Source organism: Mycobacterium sp. NGS27, from assembly GCF_059813005.1.
Genome location: NZ_JCALDT010000001.1, coordinates 292,829 through 309,682 on the forward strand (window position 1 = coordinate 292,829; position 16,854 = coordinate 309,682).

The following is a 16,854-nucleotide window of genomic DNA, read 5'->3' on the forward strand; positions in this document are numbered from 1 at the left end:
CGGTGTCGCAGGGGACCGGTCGCACCGGTCGGTGGGTTGTCAGCATAAGTGCCCCGCGGTGTTGGAGTTGCGGCGCTCGCAACCCCACTGGCTCAACTTCTTCGTTCTGCCGCCCAAAGTCACTGAGTGGAATTGACTTTGGTCAACACCAGCGCCGCTTCGTTGTACGGAAACAGGCGGTAGAAGACACCAGATGGCCCCGTGACGAGCGTTGCGGCCGCAGCCTTACTTAGGAGGCGGGGGTTGGCTAGCGCGGTACTCTTGCCGCGCTTGTGCAGCACTGCCTGTCCACCGGCGAATACATTCTTCAACCAGTCCGACTTCAGCCCATACCCGATGAGAAAGACGAAGCCTTCGCGGATGGGAAAAACTAACAGCGGCGTTCGATAACGCCTGCCTGATTTGCGTCCGACATGTTCGAGTGTGCACAGGCCTGGAAGCCACGGCGCGATCGACCGAGCTGCTGGATTGGTGACTTGGCTGTTGAAGTCTGCGACCGCCCTTGGCACCCGCATCATTCCCCCTCGTTCACGACCAACCTGGTGATGTGCCGACTCACGCGGACGCAGGAACGAGGGCGCTGATGTCCTCGCCTTGAAGAAGCCGCACCGTCAGATTCAGGTCGAAATAGTCGGTCCAGCGAGTGATTCTCCCATCGTCATCGACGACGAAGGTCCCCATCACTGGGATGGCCGGCTTGCTTCCGTCGGGAGCCTGAATATAGTCCAGGCGTTCGGTGAGCACCACGCAACCATCGCTCGCGAGGTTGACGATTTCGAAGGCGTAGGCGTCCGGAAACATCGCGAACTGGGCGGCCATGTTCTCTACGATGGCGTCCGGTCCAGTGAAGGCGGGCATTCCCACGTTCTGATAAACGGCGCCTTCGGCGAGGAGAGGACGCAACGCTTCGGCGTCCCGCTGCTCCATCAAGGTACAAAAGTTGCGAACTACGTCGGCTGGTGACGACATGAGTGAATCCCTTCACGGCGTTGAGGTGGCTGACACTGTTTCGGCTGAGACGTGACGGACATTTCGGTTGGTCCTTCACACTTCCTGAGAGTCAGTGATCGTGAATGATCACCCCGCGGATGTTGCGGCCGGCGAGCATGTCGTCGTAGGCCTCATTGATGTCGTCGAGCTTGTACTCGGTGGTGACGGCTTCGTCGAGCAACAGCTTGCCGCTTCGATAGAGGCTGATCAGTCGAGGGATGTCGGCCCGCGGGTTGGCTTCGCCGTACAGGCTGCCCAGCAGGCGTTTCTGGAACAGCGTGAACAACGTCAGCGGCAGCGTCGGCGTCACATCGGACATCGATGCCAGGGCGGTGGCCACCACGGCACCGCCCTTCCGCACCGCGTTGAGCGCGTCGTTGATCATCGCGCCTTCGAGCACGCCTGGCGTGAGGATGGCCGAGTCGGCCATGACTCCGCGCGTAATCTCGCCAACTAACTGCGTTGCTTCCTCCATCGAGGCGGCAAAGTGAGTGGCCCCGAACTGAAACGCTTTGTCGCGCTTGCTCGGCTCGATATCAACCACGACGATTTGCTCCGCCCCTGCCAGCCGCGCGCCCTGAATGGCGCCGCTGCCGATCCCGCCACAACCGACAACAACGACCACGTCGCCGGGACTGACGTTCGCGGTATTGACGGCCGAACCCCAGCCGGTGGTGACGCCGCAGCCGAGCAGACACACGCGCGACAACGGCACATCCTTGTCGATCTTGACGACGGAGGCCTCCGACAACACGCCCCACTGCGCAAAACTACCGACGCCGGAAAGTGCTCCGATGCCCTGGCCGCGGGCTCGGCGCCGGAAGGTACCGTCGGCCTGGACCCCCGCCAGGATGATCGCCCCGTAATCGCAAAGGTTCTGACGGCCCGTGGCGCACCAGCGGCAGCGACCGCACGCCGGCAGGAACGACGTGACCACATGGTCGCCCACCGCTAGATCGCGCACTCCCGGACCAACCTCTTGGACGATGCCCGCCCCTTCGTGTCCACCTATCAAGGGAAAACTCACCCCGAACATGTCGCCGGTGCGGATGTGGTGGTCGGAATGGCAAAGGCCGGTGGCTTCGAACTGGACGAGTAGCTCGCCTTCCTGTGGCGGATCGAGTTCGATCTCTTCCACCGACCACCGCTCGTTCAGCCCCCACAGAACTGCACCATTGCTCTTCATGGCGACTCCTTGATGATATGTATGGCACGCTCGGGGCAGTTCGCGATGGCATTGTGCGCCCGGTCTTCCCATCCGGGAGGAATATTTTCGACGGTGACGAATGCGATTCCGTCGTCGTCGATATCGAAGATCTCCGGATATGGTGCGTAACAACGGCTGTGGCCTTGACACATTTCCGCGTCGACACGAAGCTTCACCGTTCAGTCCAATCCGCCCGGTCGGTTCCCGATGACGCCGTGCTCTGTCAGCGCCGCTATCGATGCGGCGTCGAGGCCGAGTAGGTCGCCGAGGATGCTCGCGTTGTGCTGCCCTAAGGTCGGCGCTGCTGACCGATACCACGTCTCAACGCTGCGGTACTTGAAGGGAATCGCCGGCACGTGATGCCGTCCCACGATGGGATGGTCCAGGCTTTCGAAGAAGCCCCGTGCGGCAAGCTGAGGGTGCATCGAACCCACCCTGGCGTCTGCCAAATCCGCAGCCGGAACACCATATTCAACGAGCAACTCTGCCGCGGCCGCGGAATCCTGGTTGCCGGCCCATTGCTCGAGATGCTTATCGATCACATCGTGTGCCCGCAACCGCCCATCGTGGGTGTCCAACGTGGGGTCACTCGCCCAATCCGGTTCACACAGAGCCGACTTCAGTCGTCGCCACTGCTCATCCGTGGCGACCGAAATCGCCAGCCACCGCTCGGTCCCCTCGCATTGATAGAGCCCTTGTGGGGCGGCGTCGCGGCTCCGATTTCCCAGTCGCGATATCAGGTTCCCGTAGGCGGTGGATTCGACAACCTGCTCGGCGGCTGCGTTGAGCGCGGCCTCAACCATTGAGACTTCGATGAACGAGCCGCGGCCCGTTTGATCCCGTTGGCGGAGGCCGGTGAGCATGGCGAATGCGGAGTGCATTCCTGCCAGTGGGTCACACGGGCCGCGGGGGATTCGCGGCTGGTCGTACTCGTGGCCGGTCACCCAAGCCATTCCGGTCATCTGTTCCATCGTTTGCGCGAAACCCACGTTGTTGCGCCATGGTCCGTCGAGTCCGAACGCAGGCATCCGGACCATCACGATTCGGGGGTTCTGCTCACTGACGGCCTCCCACGTGATGGCGAAATTGTCGAAGACGCGGGGCGAGAAGTTCTCGACCAGAACGTCCGAACATCTGACGAGTCCGAACAACAGTTCCCGCCCGTCGGGAGAGGACAGGTCGAGGGTGAGCCCCCGCTTATTGGCGTTGGTCGCCAGGTACATCCCCGACCGCTCCCACCACTGAGCTTGATCGGCGAACGCTGCGGCCGCCATCCGTGCGCCATCAGGATGGTCCGTCGACTCCAGGTGAATGACCTCAGCGCCGAGCGCGGCGAGAATGTGGGTGGAGGAGGGGCCCGCCCACCACGCTGTCGCGTCGAGAATCCGTACCCCTTCCAAAGGAAGTCGCGGTGCACGGTCGGCGGCGGTCGCAATCCTGCTGTGGGTGGGCGCTTTTGCCATTTCGCCGAGGAAAGGAGCACCGGCTGTTGGGGCGGGTCGTCGGCCATTGATCTGGTAGGGCGCCAACGGGTGGGTGAAGCTGCCGTCGGCATACGTGCCCCACACACCGCGCGCCGCGAACTGAGGGTGGTCCAACACGGTCTGGCCATTGTTTACCGGTGAGACCGGGATCCGCAGATCGGAGGCCAACGCGACGATCTCCTCTGTGGAATGTTGCGTCGTCCATTCCCGCACAATCTGATTCCACTCCTCCCGCCGTTCCCACCGCGTCGTGGCGAGGGCCCACGCCGGGTCATCGTCGAGCAGGTCCAGTCGGCCGATCATCGCCAGGAACGACTCGAATTGTTGGCGGGTATTGGTGTTAAAGCCCACCCATCCGTCCGCGGTCGGTTCGATGGAAGGGGTTTCCACCTGTCGGGCCGGCACGGGCAAAGGGGGACGACCGGCCAACTCGTGGTAGAGGTCGGCGAATCCGCTGGCGCTGAGGTGGCACGTCTCCAGCAACGAGCAGTCGATGATTTCACCAGCACCGCCGAGTTGAACCCGCCGCAATGCGCCAAGCGCCCCAACGGCGGCGTAGCTGGCCATGACCCATTCGAATACTCGACCACCCGCTTGAATGGGTGGTTGGTCCGGACGGCCTCGCAACGCCAGGGTTCCGCTCTCGGCCTGGATCGTGAACTCCGTCGAGGGTCGGTCTCGGTAGGGTCCGGTCAATCCGTACGGAGTCAATGCCACGATCACCAGGTGTGGCGCGCGCCGTAGGAGGGCCTCGCGGTCGAGTGCCCCAGGGCCGAGAGAATCGACGAACACATCGGCGGAAACGATCAGCGCCTCTAGGTCGGTCAGCGAAGTGCCAAGGACTGAACGCTTGCCGGCGTTCAAGAATTTGAACAGCGCGCCGGCGTCGCTTTGCGCGCCAAACGTTCTGCGGCGGAACGGATCCCCGCCTGGATCCTCTATCTTAATGACCTCTGCTCCGAGGTCGGCGAACAACTTGGTGCAGTACGGGCCCGAAATTTCCGTCGCCCACTCGACGACACGAACCCCACGCAGAGCGGTCATCGTGCTGCTTTCCGCGTCAATGTCGGCTGAAGTGAGTTAGCCACCCGGATAAGTGCACACACGCCACTTCCTGTCTTCACGCTCGTGCCGATCGAGCAGGGTGTTCTGCGTCCGCATGGCTGCGGCTTGGTTGGCAACGACGCTAGCGACGGGAAAGCTGACGTGTCAAGTGTGACTCGATAACACTGGCCGCGGTTGAGTCGTTGGGGCTTTCAGTCGGCCGCACGCACCTTGGGGGACCGTTGGACCCGCCCGCTGCGTTTGGCGGGCGGCTTCGTAGTCGACGTGCTTACCCCTTTGGCGAGGATTTGCGATCCCAGTTCGATCTGCGCGCGGATATCTGACTCGGCCGTACCAAACCAGCGCGGTCCGAGGCTCGTTGTGAAGATGATGAAATTGGCCAGCAGCTCGGCGAACAGGTCGGCGTCCACGTCGGCGCGGATCTGCCCCGCGGCCTGGTAGTGGCGAACGCCTTCCGCGATCACGGCAGTACGGCGTGCGTGATTGGGTTGCAGCACCCGCAGCGAGAAGTCGGGATCTGACAACGCCCGACCGGAGATGTCCCAGCCGGGAACGCCGCTGTCCCGGTCATCGATCCTTAATCTCGCAAAGAAAAGCCGCTCGATATAGTCCTCGAAGCGCGTAGGCAGGTCCGCCACGACTTGCTCTTCTGCCTCACTGACCAGGTCCGCGATCTGGCGAGAAACGACTTGCTCGAAGATGCCTCGCTTGTCTACGAAGTAGTGGAACAGCATCGCTTCCGAGCAGTCCGCGCGACGGGCGATCTCCTTCGTCGCCGCGGCCGCGTATCCCGCTTCGGCAAACACCTCAGCGGCGGCTTCAAGGAGGGCTCGTTGTTTGCCGTCCTTGTCGCGAACCCGCCGCCGCGCGCCTGTGGTCATCACACATACTTTAGCGAGCAGCCGCCGGCTGAGGGAAAGCCTGCACGTGTGCCGCCCCTTCGCGCGCACTGCGCGGGCGCGTCGATCCTAACCGCTTTCAGGTAGTTATCGAGTGCGACTTGACTCCCCGGGGTCGACGATTTACTGTGCTGCCAAAGCAGATTTCGGCGTGTGCGAGAAATCCGAGGGCCGGTGCAGATGGCACGTGGACGGCACGATTGCGGCGTGCGTGGAATGTGGCCGGCCCCTCGGTGGTGGCTGTCTGGCCGGGCTGACCGCTGGCGGTGTCTCGAGATCGGCGGGGGCGGAAAGGACTACTCATGGTGAGCAAATCACCGGAGGAACACGCCCGGAACCTCGACCTTCGTCACGAGGATTTCAACGATCAAGAATTCCTCTACGAGGTCTACTCGGTGATGCGGGAGAACGGGCCGTTCAGTCACCAGGACGTGCCATTCCTGGGCCCCACGCCGGGGGGCGCGTGGGTCGCCACCCGCTACGACGACTGTTATGAGATCTTGCGTGATTGGCGCAGCTTCTCCAGCAAGCCCATGGGGCTGCAGGGCAACCCGATGTCGTTCGGCGACATCGTGATCACCCTGGATCCGCCACGGCAGCAACAACTTCGCAAGGTCCTCAACCCCTATTTTTCGCCGGGCCGGATGAAGGAGCTGGAACCCCAGGTGCGTGCGGTCACCGATGGGTTGATCGACAACTTCATCGAACTGGGCCGCGGCGATCTCGCCGACATCGCATGGCAGCAACCTGGGATCGTGTTCTTCCGGTATGTACTCGGCATGCCCGTCGAGGACGTGCCGCTCTACATCGAGACGGCCGACCTCGCGATCAATGGTGAGAGCGAAGAGGTCCGAAACGGTTCGATGACTAATCTGTACCTCCGCGTACGCGAGGAGATCGACAAGCGTCGTAGTGAACCGCCGCGTGACGACCTGATCGACGTCCTACTCGCCGCCGAGATCGACGGCGAGAAATTGAGCTTCGACGACGTTGTCGCCAATGTGATGCTGCTGGTGCAAGCGGGGCTCGAAACGACCTCTAGTGCAATGTCGTTCGCCTTCTTCTATCTGGGCACCCATTCCGCGGACCGCGACCGACTCGTACGCGAAGCCGGGTTGATGCCCGCGGCGATAGAGGAATTCATCCGGTTCGCCGGTTCGGTCCACGGACTGCATCGCTCAGTCGCCGAAGAGGTTGAACTAAGCGACCACAAATTCTGTCCCGGTGAGACGGTCGTCGTGAACTATGCGGCCGCCAACCGCGACGCGCGCGAGTTCGACGAGCCGAACAAGTGCATTCTCGACCGGCAGACAAACCGCCACCTCGGGTTCGGAGCCGGAGTCCATCGCTGTCTGGGCTCCAATCTCGCCCGGCTCGAGTTTCGGGTGGGCGTCGAACAGACCCTGAATCGGATACCCGACTACGCCATCCCCACTGGGGCAAAAGTCGATTTTCACGGGAATTCGGTCACCCGGGGCTACCGCGCCCTGCCCGTCGTCTTCACGCCGGGTGCCCGCATCGGCCGGTAAAAGGCGGCAGGCGACCGCCGAGATCGTCTCGCAGCCAACGTAATAGCGGAATCAGGGAGGAACCGTGGACAAGCAAGATCTTCAATGGATGATCTCCGTCGATGACCACATCATCGAGCCACCAAACCTATGGGTCGACCGCGCGTCGGCCGCCGACCGCGATCGAGTGCCACATGTCGAGCGCATCGACGGCGTCGATACGTGGGTCTACGAGCAAGCGCGCGCGTCGGTGCTGGGCATCTTGGTTGCGGCTCACCAAAGGCCGGCCGAGTATTCCCCGCTGCCAGTGAATTACGACGATATGCCCCGCGCATACTTCGACCCGGTGGCCCGCATCCCTGACATGGACGAGGATCATGTGATCGCGGGACTGAACTTTCCGTTTTTCCCCCGGTTCTGTGGTCAGATGTTCGCCCACCTCGGTGACCGCGACCTGGGTCTCAAGTGCGTTCGGGCGTACAACGACTTCGTCATAGATGAGTGGTGCGCGGCGGCGCCCGGTCGCTACATCCCGATGGTCATCGTCCCGTTGTGGGATACCCGACTCGCAGTCGAGGAGACACTGCGGTGCGCCGGCAAGGGCGCCAAAGCCATCGCCTTCTCGGAAAACTTGCACCCGCTGGGATTTCCGTCCATCCACTCGGGAGCATGGGACGATTTCTTCGCAGTGGTAAACGAGACGAAAATGCCGCTGTGCACACACATCGGCTCGTCGTCGGTTAGTCCCACTACGTCGCCTGACGCACCTTTCGGGGTTCAGGCGGTCAACATCAACCTCAATCTCGCGAACTCAACCACGGATTGGTTGTTCTCGGGAAAGCTGCAGAAGTACCCCGACCTGAAGATCGTGCTGGCCGAGGGCGGCATCGGCTGGATCCCCTACCTCATCGAGCGTGCAGAACATGTCGCCACCGACTACCAGTACCTGCGCGCCAACAACTGGGCGGTTGATCCGGCCACGATGCGCTTGACCCCGGTGCCCACCGACCCCGAGATTTTTCCGGAGTCACCGCGCCAGCTCTTCCGCGACCACATGTACGGCTGCTTCATCGAGGACGACTTCGGGGCGGCGAATCTCGACTCCATCGGCGTCGACAATGTGATGATCGAAACGGATTATCCGCACACCGACAGCCTGTGGCCCAACTCCCTTCAGGCCGCTCACAAGGCACTCGACGGCCGGTCCGACCTCGACAAGTACAAGGTGCTGCAAGGTAATGCTCGGCGGGTCTTCGACTTTGAGCCCGCCCCGTATCCGACGCTGACGTAGTCAACGGCTCGTTTGATGCGGGAGTACCAGAGCTTCATCGACGGTAAGTGGTTGAGCGACAACGCCATCGGCACCATCGATGTTATCGATCCGTCCAATGAAGAGTTGATCGGCCGAGTCGTCGACGCTGGACCAAAGCAGGCGGCCATGGCGATCGAGGCCGCCAGGCGGGCTTTCGACGAAGGTCCATGGCCATGGATGTCCGTGCGGGAACGGGCGAAGATCATCAAGCGATTCGCTGAGATCCTCGATGAGCGCAAAGCGGAGCTTCGGGAGCTAGTCGTCGCCGAGATCGGCTCGACCGGCTTCATCACGGACCTGATTCAGGTTGGCGGTGCCATCGAGGCCGCCCACTACTACGGCGAGTTCGTCGAACATGATGTGACGTGGGTGGAGACACCGGGCGGCCCCGTGGTTTCGCCGACCGGCCTGGGCGGCGTGACGGTGGTCCGCGAACCGGTCGGGGTGGTCGGCGTCATCACGCCGTTCAACTTTCCTTTCTCGATCAACATTCAGAAGTGTCTTGCCGCGTTGGCCGTCGGTTGCACTGTGGTGCTCAAGCCCCACCCATGGACTCCGATGAACGCCCTGGAGTTGGCCAAGGTGGGCGAGCAAGCTGGCCTTCCGCCCGGTGTGTTCAATGTGGTTGCGGGCGGTGCGGACGTGGGAGAGGAGCTGTGTACCCACAAAGGCGTTGACATGATTGGGTTCACCGGTTCGACGGCGACCGGGCGGCGCATCCGGGAGCTTTCGGCGGCAACGATGAAACGCGCGCAGCTGGAATTAGGCGGCAAGAGTGCGCACATCGTCCTCGACGATGTCACCGAAAGTGACGTTGCCGGAATAGGTTTCGGGCAAGTGCTCATGCATGCCGGACAAGCATGCACCGTCACGTCGCGACTTCTGTTGCCCGAGCACCTGCTCGAAGCGTATGTCGAGGGCCTCAAAGCCATGGCTCCGATGATCACGGTCGGCGACCCGCGTGATCCCGCCACTGTCGTCGGGCCGCTGATCAGGGATCAGCAGCGTCAACGAGTTGAAGCCTTCGTTCAGGCCGGGGTGCAGGAAGGCGCGCGGCTAGTGGCCGGCGGCAAACGTCCCGACCATCTGGAACGCGGCTTCTATTACGAGCCAACGGTATTCGTCGACTGCCGCAGCGACATGCGTTTATGTCAGGAGGAGGTGTTCGGGCCTGTACTGGCGGTGGTGACCTACAGCTCCGAAGACGAGGCCATCCGCGTTGCGAACGACTCGATCTACGGTCTGGCGGGTCTGGTGATGACCCGCAATGCGGCAAGGGGATTCAACGTCGCCAGGCAGATCCGAACCGGCACCATCATGGTGCAGACTGTCGCACCCGGTGTCGATCTAGGAGCCAATCCGGGTGGTGGGCAGGGCCCCGGCTGGTCTCTACCGGCGCGCGGCATGTTCAACGGCGGGGGGCCGTTCGGCGGCGTCAAGCAAAGCGGACTCGGCCGAGAGCAGGGGCGCTGGGGCTTTGAGGAATACACCGAGTTGAAATCGATCACAATGATGTAGCGCAGCACTGCGCCTTCGACGACGCGGCGTGGGTCCGCGTAGGGACTCCGGGCTGGAAAGGTCGCGTATGGAACTGCTGAAGGATGTCCGCGTCCTCGAAGTGTCACTGTTCTCGGCGGATGCGCTGGGCGGGCATCTGGCTGACCTGGGCGCAGAGGTGATCAAGGTGGAGCCGCCTGGCGGCGGCGGTTTCCGCGGTGCGGCGGTTTCCGGCGGCGAACTGCAGGACTCGCACTGGAATCGCGGCAAAAAGAGTGTGGCGATAAACCTGAAAACGCCTGAGGGTCAACACGCGTTTCGCCGCCTGGCCGCGACATCGGCGGTGGTGATCGACGGACTACGCTACGGAACCGCGCACCGGCTCGGTTTCAGCTACGACGACATCGCCGCAGTCAACCCGACAGTTGTGTACTGCGTGCTCAACGGCATGGGCAGCTATGGGCCCTACACCCGATTAGCCACACACGGGCTTTCCTTCGACTGTTTCGCCGGCTTAAGCCCGCCGATCATCGATGCGGATGGAACGCCACGCCTTTCGGGGGCGGCGACAGGGACGACAGGCGTTCTGGCGGGACCGCTGTATGCAGCGATGGGCGTACTCGCCGCGCTGCACGCCGCCGGGCGCGATGGCAAGCCGCAGTACGTCGAAGTAGCGCAGGTCGATGCTGCGATCAACTGGAACTTTCAACACCTCACAGCGCTGGCGAACGGTCAACCCACCTACGGTGAGGGAATCCGCGCTTCGCTTCGTTACCAGTACTACGAAACGAACGACCGCAACTACGTGGTGTTCAACGCGCTGGAGGACAAGTTCTGGCTGAGGTTCTGCGAGTCACTCGAGAGGATGGATCTCTATGAACCGGGGCGCCGGAAGCCGGGGGAGGATGTCGAAGCAGAGGCCCGGCTGCGCGAGGAGTTAACGGCAATTTTTGCGAGCCGCACGCGCAGGGAATGGACCGACTTTTTTATCGCGACCGATATCGCTGGTGCGCCAGCGTTTTTGGGAGCAGACCTGTTCGACGACGACCACGCGAAGGCTCGCCGACTCGTCTACGAGCAGGCTCAGCCGGACGGGACGTCGCAGCAATTGATTGGCACCTGCATCAAGACAAAACCCGACGAACGATTTGCACCGCCAGCAGCGCCGCGCGTTGGGCAGCATACGGAAGAGTTACTCAGCGCCCTGGCGGGCTACGACGCGGCCGAAATGGAGCGCCTTCGTTCGTCGGGTGCAATCTGAACACCGGCGCCTCCCTCGCTCACGGTTCATATATGAGGAGGTTCGGTGGGCGCCGGTTCATTCCAAGGCGTTTCGGCGTCTGTGGCGACCGTTGGAGCCGCTCATCCCCACCAGAACGACGTGGCGATCGCCACGTAGAGCGCGACGAGCACTGCTCCCTCAAACCAGGTCGACTCGCCGTCGAAGGTCACCAGCACCGCGACCAGCGCCGACATGACCATCGACGCCAACAGCAGTGGCGAGAACACCAGATCGAAACCGGGCTGGCCGAGCCATACCGCCGCCAGGCAGACGATCGGGGCGATGGTGAGTGCGATCTGGACCGGCGACTGGAGTACCACCTGAACCGCGTAGTCCATCTGGTTCTTGGCCGCCAGCTGAATGCCGACGAAATTCTCCACCGCGTTGCCGGCAATGGCCACGATCACCAGACCGGCGAACACCTCGTTGATGCCCGCGGCATGCATCGCTGGCTCTAGGGCGGCGACGAACCATTCCGATACAAAGGCCGCACCGATACCGGCGACGGCCAGCATGCCGATGGCCATCGCCAACGGCCACTCGCCGTGTGCCGTCGCGACGCTGGCAGCTTCGGCCGAATCGGGGCTGGCCACAATGGGAGAGGTCGCTCTCGAGGGTTTATCACCAGCTTGCAGCGCCGAATCGGCGGCCCGCTTTCCGAGCGTGGCGGGCAGCGAGAGTGCGAACAGCGCGAGCATGACGATGGAGACGACGACCGACACCGCCCGTTCGTGGTGTTGCGCCGGGGTGTGTATCGCAGCGGTCAGCGAGGGGACGGCCAAGATGAACACCGCGAGGGTGAACATCAGTCCGAGGGTGCGTCCGTCGTCGGCGGCGAAGCGCTGGCGGCCGTGCTTGATGCCGCCGGCCACGAATGCCAGCCCGAGCACCAGCAGGGCGTTGGACAGAATCGAGCCGACGATGGTGGCCTTCACCACGCCGGAAAGGCCTGCCTTGAGTGCGAACAGGATGACGAACAACTCGGGCAGGTTTCCCAGCGCCGTCTGCAGTATCCCAGTGGCGTTGGGCCCGAGCCGGTCTCCGACCGCCTCCACCGAACGGCCGACCAGAGATGCCAGTGTGGCCAACGCCAGTGCGGAGATCGCGAACGTCAGCAATGAATTCGCGTGGGTGAAGTTGAGAACCCCGGCTGCCATGGACGCGATCACGGTGATGGTGATCATGATGCGGTCGCGCCGGGTCAGCAGCGGTAGCCGTTCGGGATGGGTGGTCGTCACGCGCCTCTCCTCTGATCGCGCTGAAGTTTTCCACACCGAATGGTTCGCGCCGAAACCGCGCTGGTGCCGCTGCGGCGACCTCGACTTACCCCCGCCCTGTTTCGCCGAAGGCCCCCGGCGCGTCTTCTGCGGGGTTTTCGACCAAACAGACTGTTCGAAGAGCGGAAGCGGTGCCAAACTTCGGTGGTGTCCGTCGAGCTGCCGCCTCTTGTACTCCTGCATGGCGGAACCTGGTCTGGCGATCAATGGCGGGACATTGCGCCGCTGCTGTCCACCCACCACGACGTATACACACCGTCAGCCCTCGGTCATCGCGGCGGGCCGGTTGTGCAGCGGCGACCCGTCACGATCTGGGACGTGATCGATGAGTCAGAACGCTATCTCGACAAACACGGATTGGACCGCCCACATTTAGCGGGCCACTCGATGGGTGGCTTCACGGCGCTCGAATTGGCGCGCCGTGGCCGGGCCGCATCCGTCTGTGCATTTTCACCGGGTGGATTGTGGTCAGACGATCTGCGGGCCCAGGTCGCGAAGAGGGTGCGACGGCAGATAGCGATGGGCCGCTTGATGGGTCCCCTTAACCGGCTTCTGATGAAATCGCCGGGTATGCGCCGACGCTCATTGACCGATTTGACGCTGCACGGAGATCGACTCAGCTACGAGCGAACCATCGAAATCAACGAAGCGTCCTTTGCATGCACCATCACTGACGACATCTTCAACAACGCTGACGAGAAGGTCGCACCGATGGACCCCCTGCCGTGCCCAATCACCATCGCCTGGGCCGAAAACGACAGGATTCTTCCACTCGAGCTGTGCGAACCCATCGTCCGCGACTGCCTGCCCCGCGCGACTTTCACCATCTTGCCCGGCCTCGGGCACACTCCGACGGTCGATGATCCCGAGCTGGTCGCGAGCACCATCCTCGCCGTCACGTGCGCCGCAAAGGCGTAGCCATCGAGGTTGCCTTGAGCATTCGCCTGGCCTGAAGCCGTCGACGGGATCTGTTGTGCGACAACTGACCACCGCCGCAGTCACGATTGGGCACCGCCGCGATCGCGATCCGTCCGTTTCGAGACGCCGTCGTCATCACTGGACCGACAGCTTGAGAATCCGAAAGTGCAGGCCGTCGTTCAGGTACACGTTGCCCTTGCCGTCGACGGCCGCACTGGCAGGATCCTTGATGTTGTTGAACGGCAACACGATTGGAGCGAGAGCAACGTGCACGTTGTCAGCGACTTCCATCGTTACGCCGGCAGGGTGATTCATCAACTTTCCGAACGGCAGAACAATTTGGGGCGCATAGCTTCTGGGATGGGACGGTTGCGTAGTGCTTATAGGCGTCGCGGCGGTCGGCGCGCCGGGGTCGCCGCTGGCACATCCCGCCGCGGCAATCCCGATCCCGCGGTTAGGGCGATTAGGCGAGCCGGTTGTCTCATTTCAGAACTTCCTACCGCTGCCCCGGGTAGGGCACCGCGCTGACGACGCCACCGCCGTTGACGGTCTCGCCGAGCAGCACCGTCGAGGTTCCGGCCGAGGGGTTGTAGTCGATAAGTGACTGGCCGCCTCCACACCCGGCCCTGGCTTGAAGGTCGAGGTCGCCCCCGTTGACGCCGACCACCACGACGCTGCGGCTCTTCACGCCGGGCACCGAGACCTGCGACGTTGTGCCGTCGTCGTTGAGCTTGGCGACGAACACGACGCCGCACGCCCCCGTGGCCTGCAGGAACGTCCCCGCCGGGAGCCGCCACGCGTTCAGGTCACCGTAGTCGGGCCCGTGCCCGTCGTTGGGCGCGGTCAGAGCCGTCGGTGTCCCGCCGTCGATAGGCACCAACCACAGCTGCGACCCGGTGGAGGTACCGCAATGGGCGAGGGCAACACCGGTGTCCCACCAGCGCACAGGCCTGCAGTCCTTCTGCCCCGCGATCGGCAGGGTGTTGCCGGCAACCCCGTCGTTGCCCATCAAAGCCAGGCCGGAGTGTGTGCCCAGCACCAGCTGCGTGCCATCGGGGGTCGAGAGGTACCCGTCAACGTCTTGGCCCAGCGGGTACGTCAGCTGGTGGTTACCCGCGAGGTCGACGCGTTCGAGCGATGCAGGCCCCGACAGGTCCGACCTGTCCAGCAGGATCGCCTTGCCGTCCGGGCGTGTGTAGCGAGGGGACGCGTGGCTACCGTCGATGGCGAACGTTGTTCTCTCGCCGCTGCGCAGGTCGACCTCTGTGACGGTGTTGTGGCCCTTCTGCTCGCTGAGGACCAGGGCGCGTGTCCCGTCGCCCGACCAGTCGACCAACCTCGAACGCGAACCCTGGCCCGGCGGCGGGAAGGTGGTGATCGGGTAACGGCCACCCGCAGGATCGACGAGGTACAGCGTCGTGGTGGCCGTCTCCCAGGTTGGTGACCCGGGGGGAGGCGCTTCACCGGGATGCAAGCCCGGAACCGGGCTCCACACCGCGAGCATCCAACCCGGGCCAACTTGCGACCAGGAAACGGTCGTCAGCGGAGCCTCGACGCCGTGGGCCGCCATCGCTGGCGGGCTATCGGGCTCGGTGTGTGCGGTCGGCGGCGGGGCGATTGCCGCCGCGAACGTAGCAATGGCCAGCGGGAGCGTCGCCAGCCCAATCCGTCGCCGGAAACCCGTGCGCGGACTGACGTTACGAAGGTCGCGGTCTCCCGGGTGTGCGCGATGCGTTGGGTTGAGCATTTCGTGTCCTTCGAAAAACATGGCCGGACCTGGGCTCCGGCGTGGCTGGCTATGTGCTGGGGGCTGCGTTGCCCGGTCACGTAGAGGCTGCGCCGCATGCCTTGCGTGTTTCTTGCGCCGGGCTTGTGCCGGCCGGGCGACCCGCATCCGACGGCTTCCTCAGCAAACGGGTGCGTGGGCGGGCCGTGAGCGAGATACTGCGTCGGTACCCGAAGCAATCAAGGGGATGGTGGTGGACTCGCGCGTCGGTATGACGTTCGGTAAGTACAACCTCACGCGCCTGCTCGGCAAGGGCGGGGGCGGGGCGGTCTATGAGGCCTTTGACACGGGCAAACAGCGAACCGTTGCGGTGAAGATCCTGGCCGACGAGCTTTCAACCAACCCCACGTTTCGCACACGATTTCAGCGGGAGTCGCAGGCGGCGGCAATTCTGCAGGAACCACATGTCATTCCGATCCACGACTGGGGCGAGATCGACGGCAGTCTGTACATCGAAATGCGGCTGGTGCAGGGGCAGACCCTTCAGGAATTGATCGCGAACGGTCCGCTGACGCCCGCACGCGCGGTGGCCATCATCAGTCAGGTCGCCGCCGCACTGGATGCCGCACACGGCGAGGGATTGATCCATCGAGACATCAAGCCGCAGAACATCATCGTCACCGCCGCCGACTTTGTATATCTCGTCGACTTCGGAATAGCCGAGGGCCGAGGCGATCCTCGGCTGACGACGGTGGGAACTCAGATCGGCACGTTGAATTACATGGCGCCCGAACGATTTCGCAACGAAGTGGCCACACCCGCGGTCGACGTCTACTCGCTGGCGTGCGTGTTGTACGAGTCGCTCACCGCAGACGCCCCGTTTGCCGGAGACAGCCTCGAGCATGTGGTCGCCGCCCACCTAGCTCTGCCACCCCCGCGACCCAGCGCGACCAATCCGCGAATTCCCGCCGCGCTCGACGACGTCGTCGCCCGCGGCATGGCCAAACATCCCGACGACCGGTACGGATCGGCGGGCGCCCTCGCCCGTGCGGCCCAACGCGCGTTGGGGAGCGGTGGCGAAACCACCGGTCCCACAGCGGCACCGGATGAAGCATGGAATTACTTCGACGGCACCCGGCCGCTCGCCGCGGGAGCCCGATCGGGCCGCACTGCCGCGGAGCCTCGCAGCCAAGGCAGGCGCCGGTGGGTGCTGCCGAGCGTGATCGCGATATCGGCGGCTCTGGTGCTGGCCGGCATCGGTTTGGACATCGGCCTGTTCACCAACGGGCCGAGCGCCCAGCGGGAGACCCCCGCGCGTGCTTCGCTGCCTCCGCTGGTGACCGGCCCCGACCTGAGCGCCCTGCACCAGTCCTGCGATCAGGGCTTTTCGTTGCAGAATGCCACGGGTTTCGGCACCCACGCCGGCCGCGGGACCCCCGAAACCTCATGCCTTTTCGCCAACAGCGTTTTGACCACCTACTGGGCGGAATACGGCAACGCCAGCCCGCTACCCCGGGCCGTCTCGGCGCCGGGTGCCGTCGACTGCACAACGGTGTCCGGTGCGCTGTGCAACGGCTCCAACTTTCTCATGCACTGCCAGCAGCAACCGGGGGACAGCTGGATCACCTGCGTCGGCGGGAGCAGCGCGCGTGTGTACCTGTGGTGAGGGAATGGCGAACGGATTGCGAT

General features: G+C 63.5%; 15 protein-coding genes. 6 read left to right on the forward strand and 9 right to left on the reverse strand.

Annotated elements, in window-relative coordinates:
- Nucleotides 1–119: 119 nt before the first annotated feature.
- From AC5Y30_RS01230 to AC5Y30_RS01255, 6 genes are all read right to left on the reverse strand, one after another.
- Nucleotides 120–515, reverse strand: coding sequence for a nitroreductase family deazaflavin-dependent oxidoreductase (locus AC5Y30_RS01230; RefSeq protein ID WP_499916707.1), 396 nt, complete (start codon nucleotides 513–515; stop codon nucleotides 120–122).
- Between the two features lie 40 nt (nucleotides 516–555).
- Complete coding sequence (locus AC5Y30_RS01235; protein WP_499915582.1) at nucleotides 556–969, reverse strand: limonene-1,2-epoxide hydrolase family protein; 414 nt, start codon at nucleotides 967–969, stop codon at nucleotides 556–558.
- Between the two features lie 91 nt (nucleotides 970–1,060).
- Entirely contained in the window at nucleotides 1,061–2,176 is a 1,116-nt protein-coding gene (locus AC5Y30_RS01240) for an NDMA-dependent alcohol dehydrogenase (protein ID WP_499915583.1), read from the reverse strand.
- A complete protein-coding gene (locus AC5Y30_RS01245; RefSeq protein WP_499915584.1) occupies nucleotides 2,173–2,373 on the reverse strand; it encodes a ferredoxin in 201 nt (66 codons plus the stop codon). Before AC5Y30_RS01245 ends, AC5Y30_RS01240 begins: the two co-directional genes overlap by 4 nt.
- A gap of 3 nt (nucleotides 2,374–2,376) precedes the next feature.
- Nucleotides 2,377–4,725: a CaiB/BaiF CoA transferase family protein gene (locus AC5Y30_RS01250; RefSeq protein WP_499915586.1), complete on the reverse strand. Its 2,349-nt coding sequence runs from the start codon at nucleotides 4,723–4,725 to the stop codon at nucleotides 2,377–2,379.
- A gap of 212 nt (nucleotides 4,726–4,937) precedes the next feature.
- Complete coding sequence (locus AC5Y30_RS01255; protein WP_499915587.1) at nucleotides 4,938–5,627, reverse strand: TetR/AcrR family transcriptional regulator; 690 nt, start codon at nucleotides 5,625–5,627, stop codon at nucleotides 4,938–4,940.
- A 320-nt stretch (nucleotides 5,628–5,947) separates the two neighbouring features.
- Between AC5Y30_RS01255 and AC5Y30_RS01260 the strand changes: the two genes are divergently transcribed.
- From AC5Y30_RS01260 to AC5Y30_RS01275, 4 genes are all read left to right on the forward strand, one after another.
- Nucleotides 5,948–7,174: a cytochrome P450 gene (locus AC5Y30_RS01260; protein WP_499915589.1), complete on the forward strand. Its 1,227-nt coding sequence runs from the start codon at nucleotides 5,948–5,950 to the stop codon at nucleotides 7,172–7,174.
- A 64-nt stretch (nucleotides 7,175–7,238) separates the two neighbouring features.
- Nucleotides 7,239–8,444 carry an amidohydrolase family protein gene (locus AC5Y30_RS01265; protein WP_499915591.1) on the forward strand — a complete coding sequence of 402 codons (1,206 nt, stop codon included), beginning with the start codon at nucleotides 7,239–7,241 and terminating at the stop codon, nucleotides 8,442–8,444.
- A gap of 15 nt (nucleotides 8,445–8,459) precedes the next feature.
- Nucleotides 8,460–9,983 (forward strand): aldehyde dehydrogenase family protein, encoded by a 1,524-nt coding sequence (locus AC5Y30_RS01270; RefSeq protein ID WP_499915593.1) that lies wholly within the window; start codon nucleotides 8,460–8,462, stop codon nucleotides 9,981–9,983.
- Nucleotides 9,984–10,050: 67 nt separating this feature from the next.
- Entirely contained in the window at nucleotides 10,051–11,223 is a 1,173-nt protein-coding gene (locus AC5Y30_RS01275) for a CaiB/BaiF CoA transferase family protein (protein ID WP_499915595.1), read from the forward strand.
- A gap of 101 nt (nucleotides 11,224–11,324) precedes the next feature.
- Here AC5Y30_RS01275 and cax read toward each other — a convergent pair whose 3' ends face one another.
- Nucleotides 11,325–12,482, reverse strand: coding sequence for a calcium/proton exchanger (gene cax, locus AC5Y30_RS01280; RefSeq protein ID WP_499915598.1), 1,158 nt, complete (start codon nucleotides 12,480–12,482; stop codon nucleotides 11,325–11,327).
- 186 nt (nucleotides 12,483–12,668) lie between these two features.
- Between cax and AC5Y30_RS01285 the strand changes: the two genes are divergently transcribed.
- Complete coding sequence (locus AC5Y30_RS01285; protein WP_499915600.1) at nucleotides 12,669–13,439, forward strand: alpha/beta fold hydrolase; 771 nt, start codon at nucleotides 12,669–12,671, stop codon at nucleotides 13,437–13,439.
- A gap of 135 nt (nucleotides 13,440–13,574) precedes the next feature.
- Here the strand turns inward: AC5Y30_RS01285 and AC5Y30_RS01290 are convergent, their stop codons facing one another.
- Together AC5Y30_RS01290 and AC5Y30_RS01295 are read right to left on the reverse strand one after the other, a co-directional pair.
- On the reverse strand, nucleotides 13,575–13,754 hold the full coding sequence (locus AC5Y30_RS01290) for a hypothetical protein (RefSeq protein WP_499915601.1): 180 nt from the start codon (nucleotides 13,752–13,754) through the stop codon (nucleotides 13,575–13,577).
- Between the two features lie 181 nt (nucleotides 13,755–13,935).
- On the reverse strand, nucleotides 13,936–15,186 hold the full coding sequence (locus tag AC5Y30_RS01295; RefSeq protein WP_499915603.1) for a hypothetical protein: 1,251 nt from the start codon (nucleotides 15,184–15,186) through the stop codon (nucleotides 13,936–13,938).
- Nucleotides 15,187–15,412: 226 nt separating this feature from the next.
- Between AC5Y30_RS01295 and AC5Y30_RS01300 the strand changes: the two genes are divergently transcribed.
- Complete coding sequence (locus AC5Y30_RS01300; RefSeq protein WP_499915605.1) at nucleotides 15,413–16,831, forward strand: serine/threonine-protein kinase; 1,419 nt, start codon at nucleotides 15,413–15,415, stop codon at nucleotides 16,829–16,831.
- The last annotated feature ends 23 nt before the right edge of the window (nucleotides 16,832–16,854 follow it).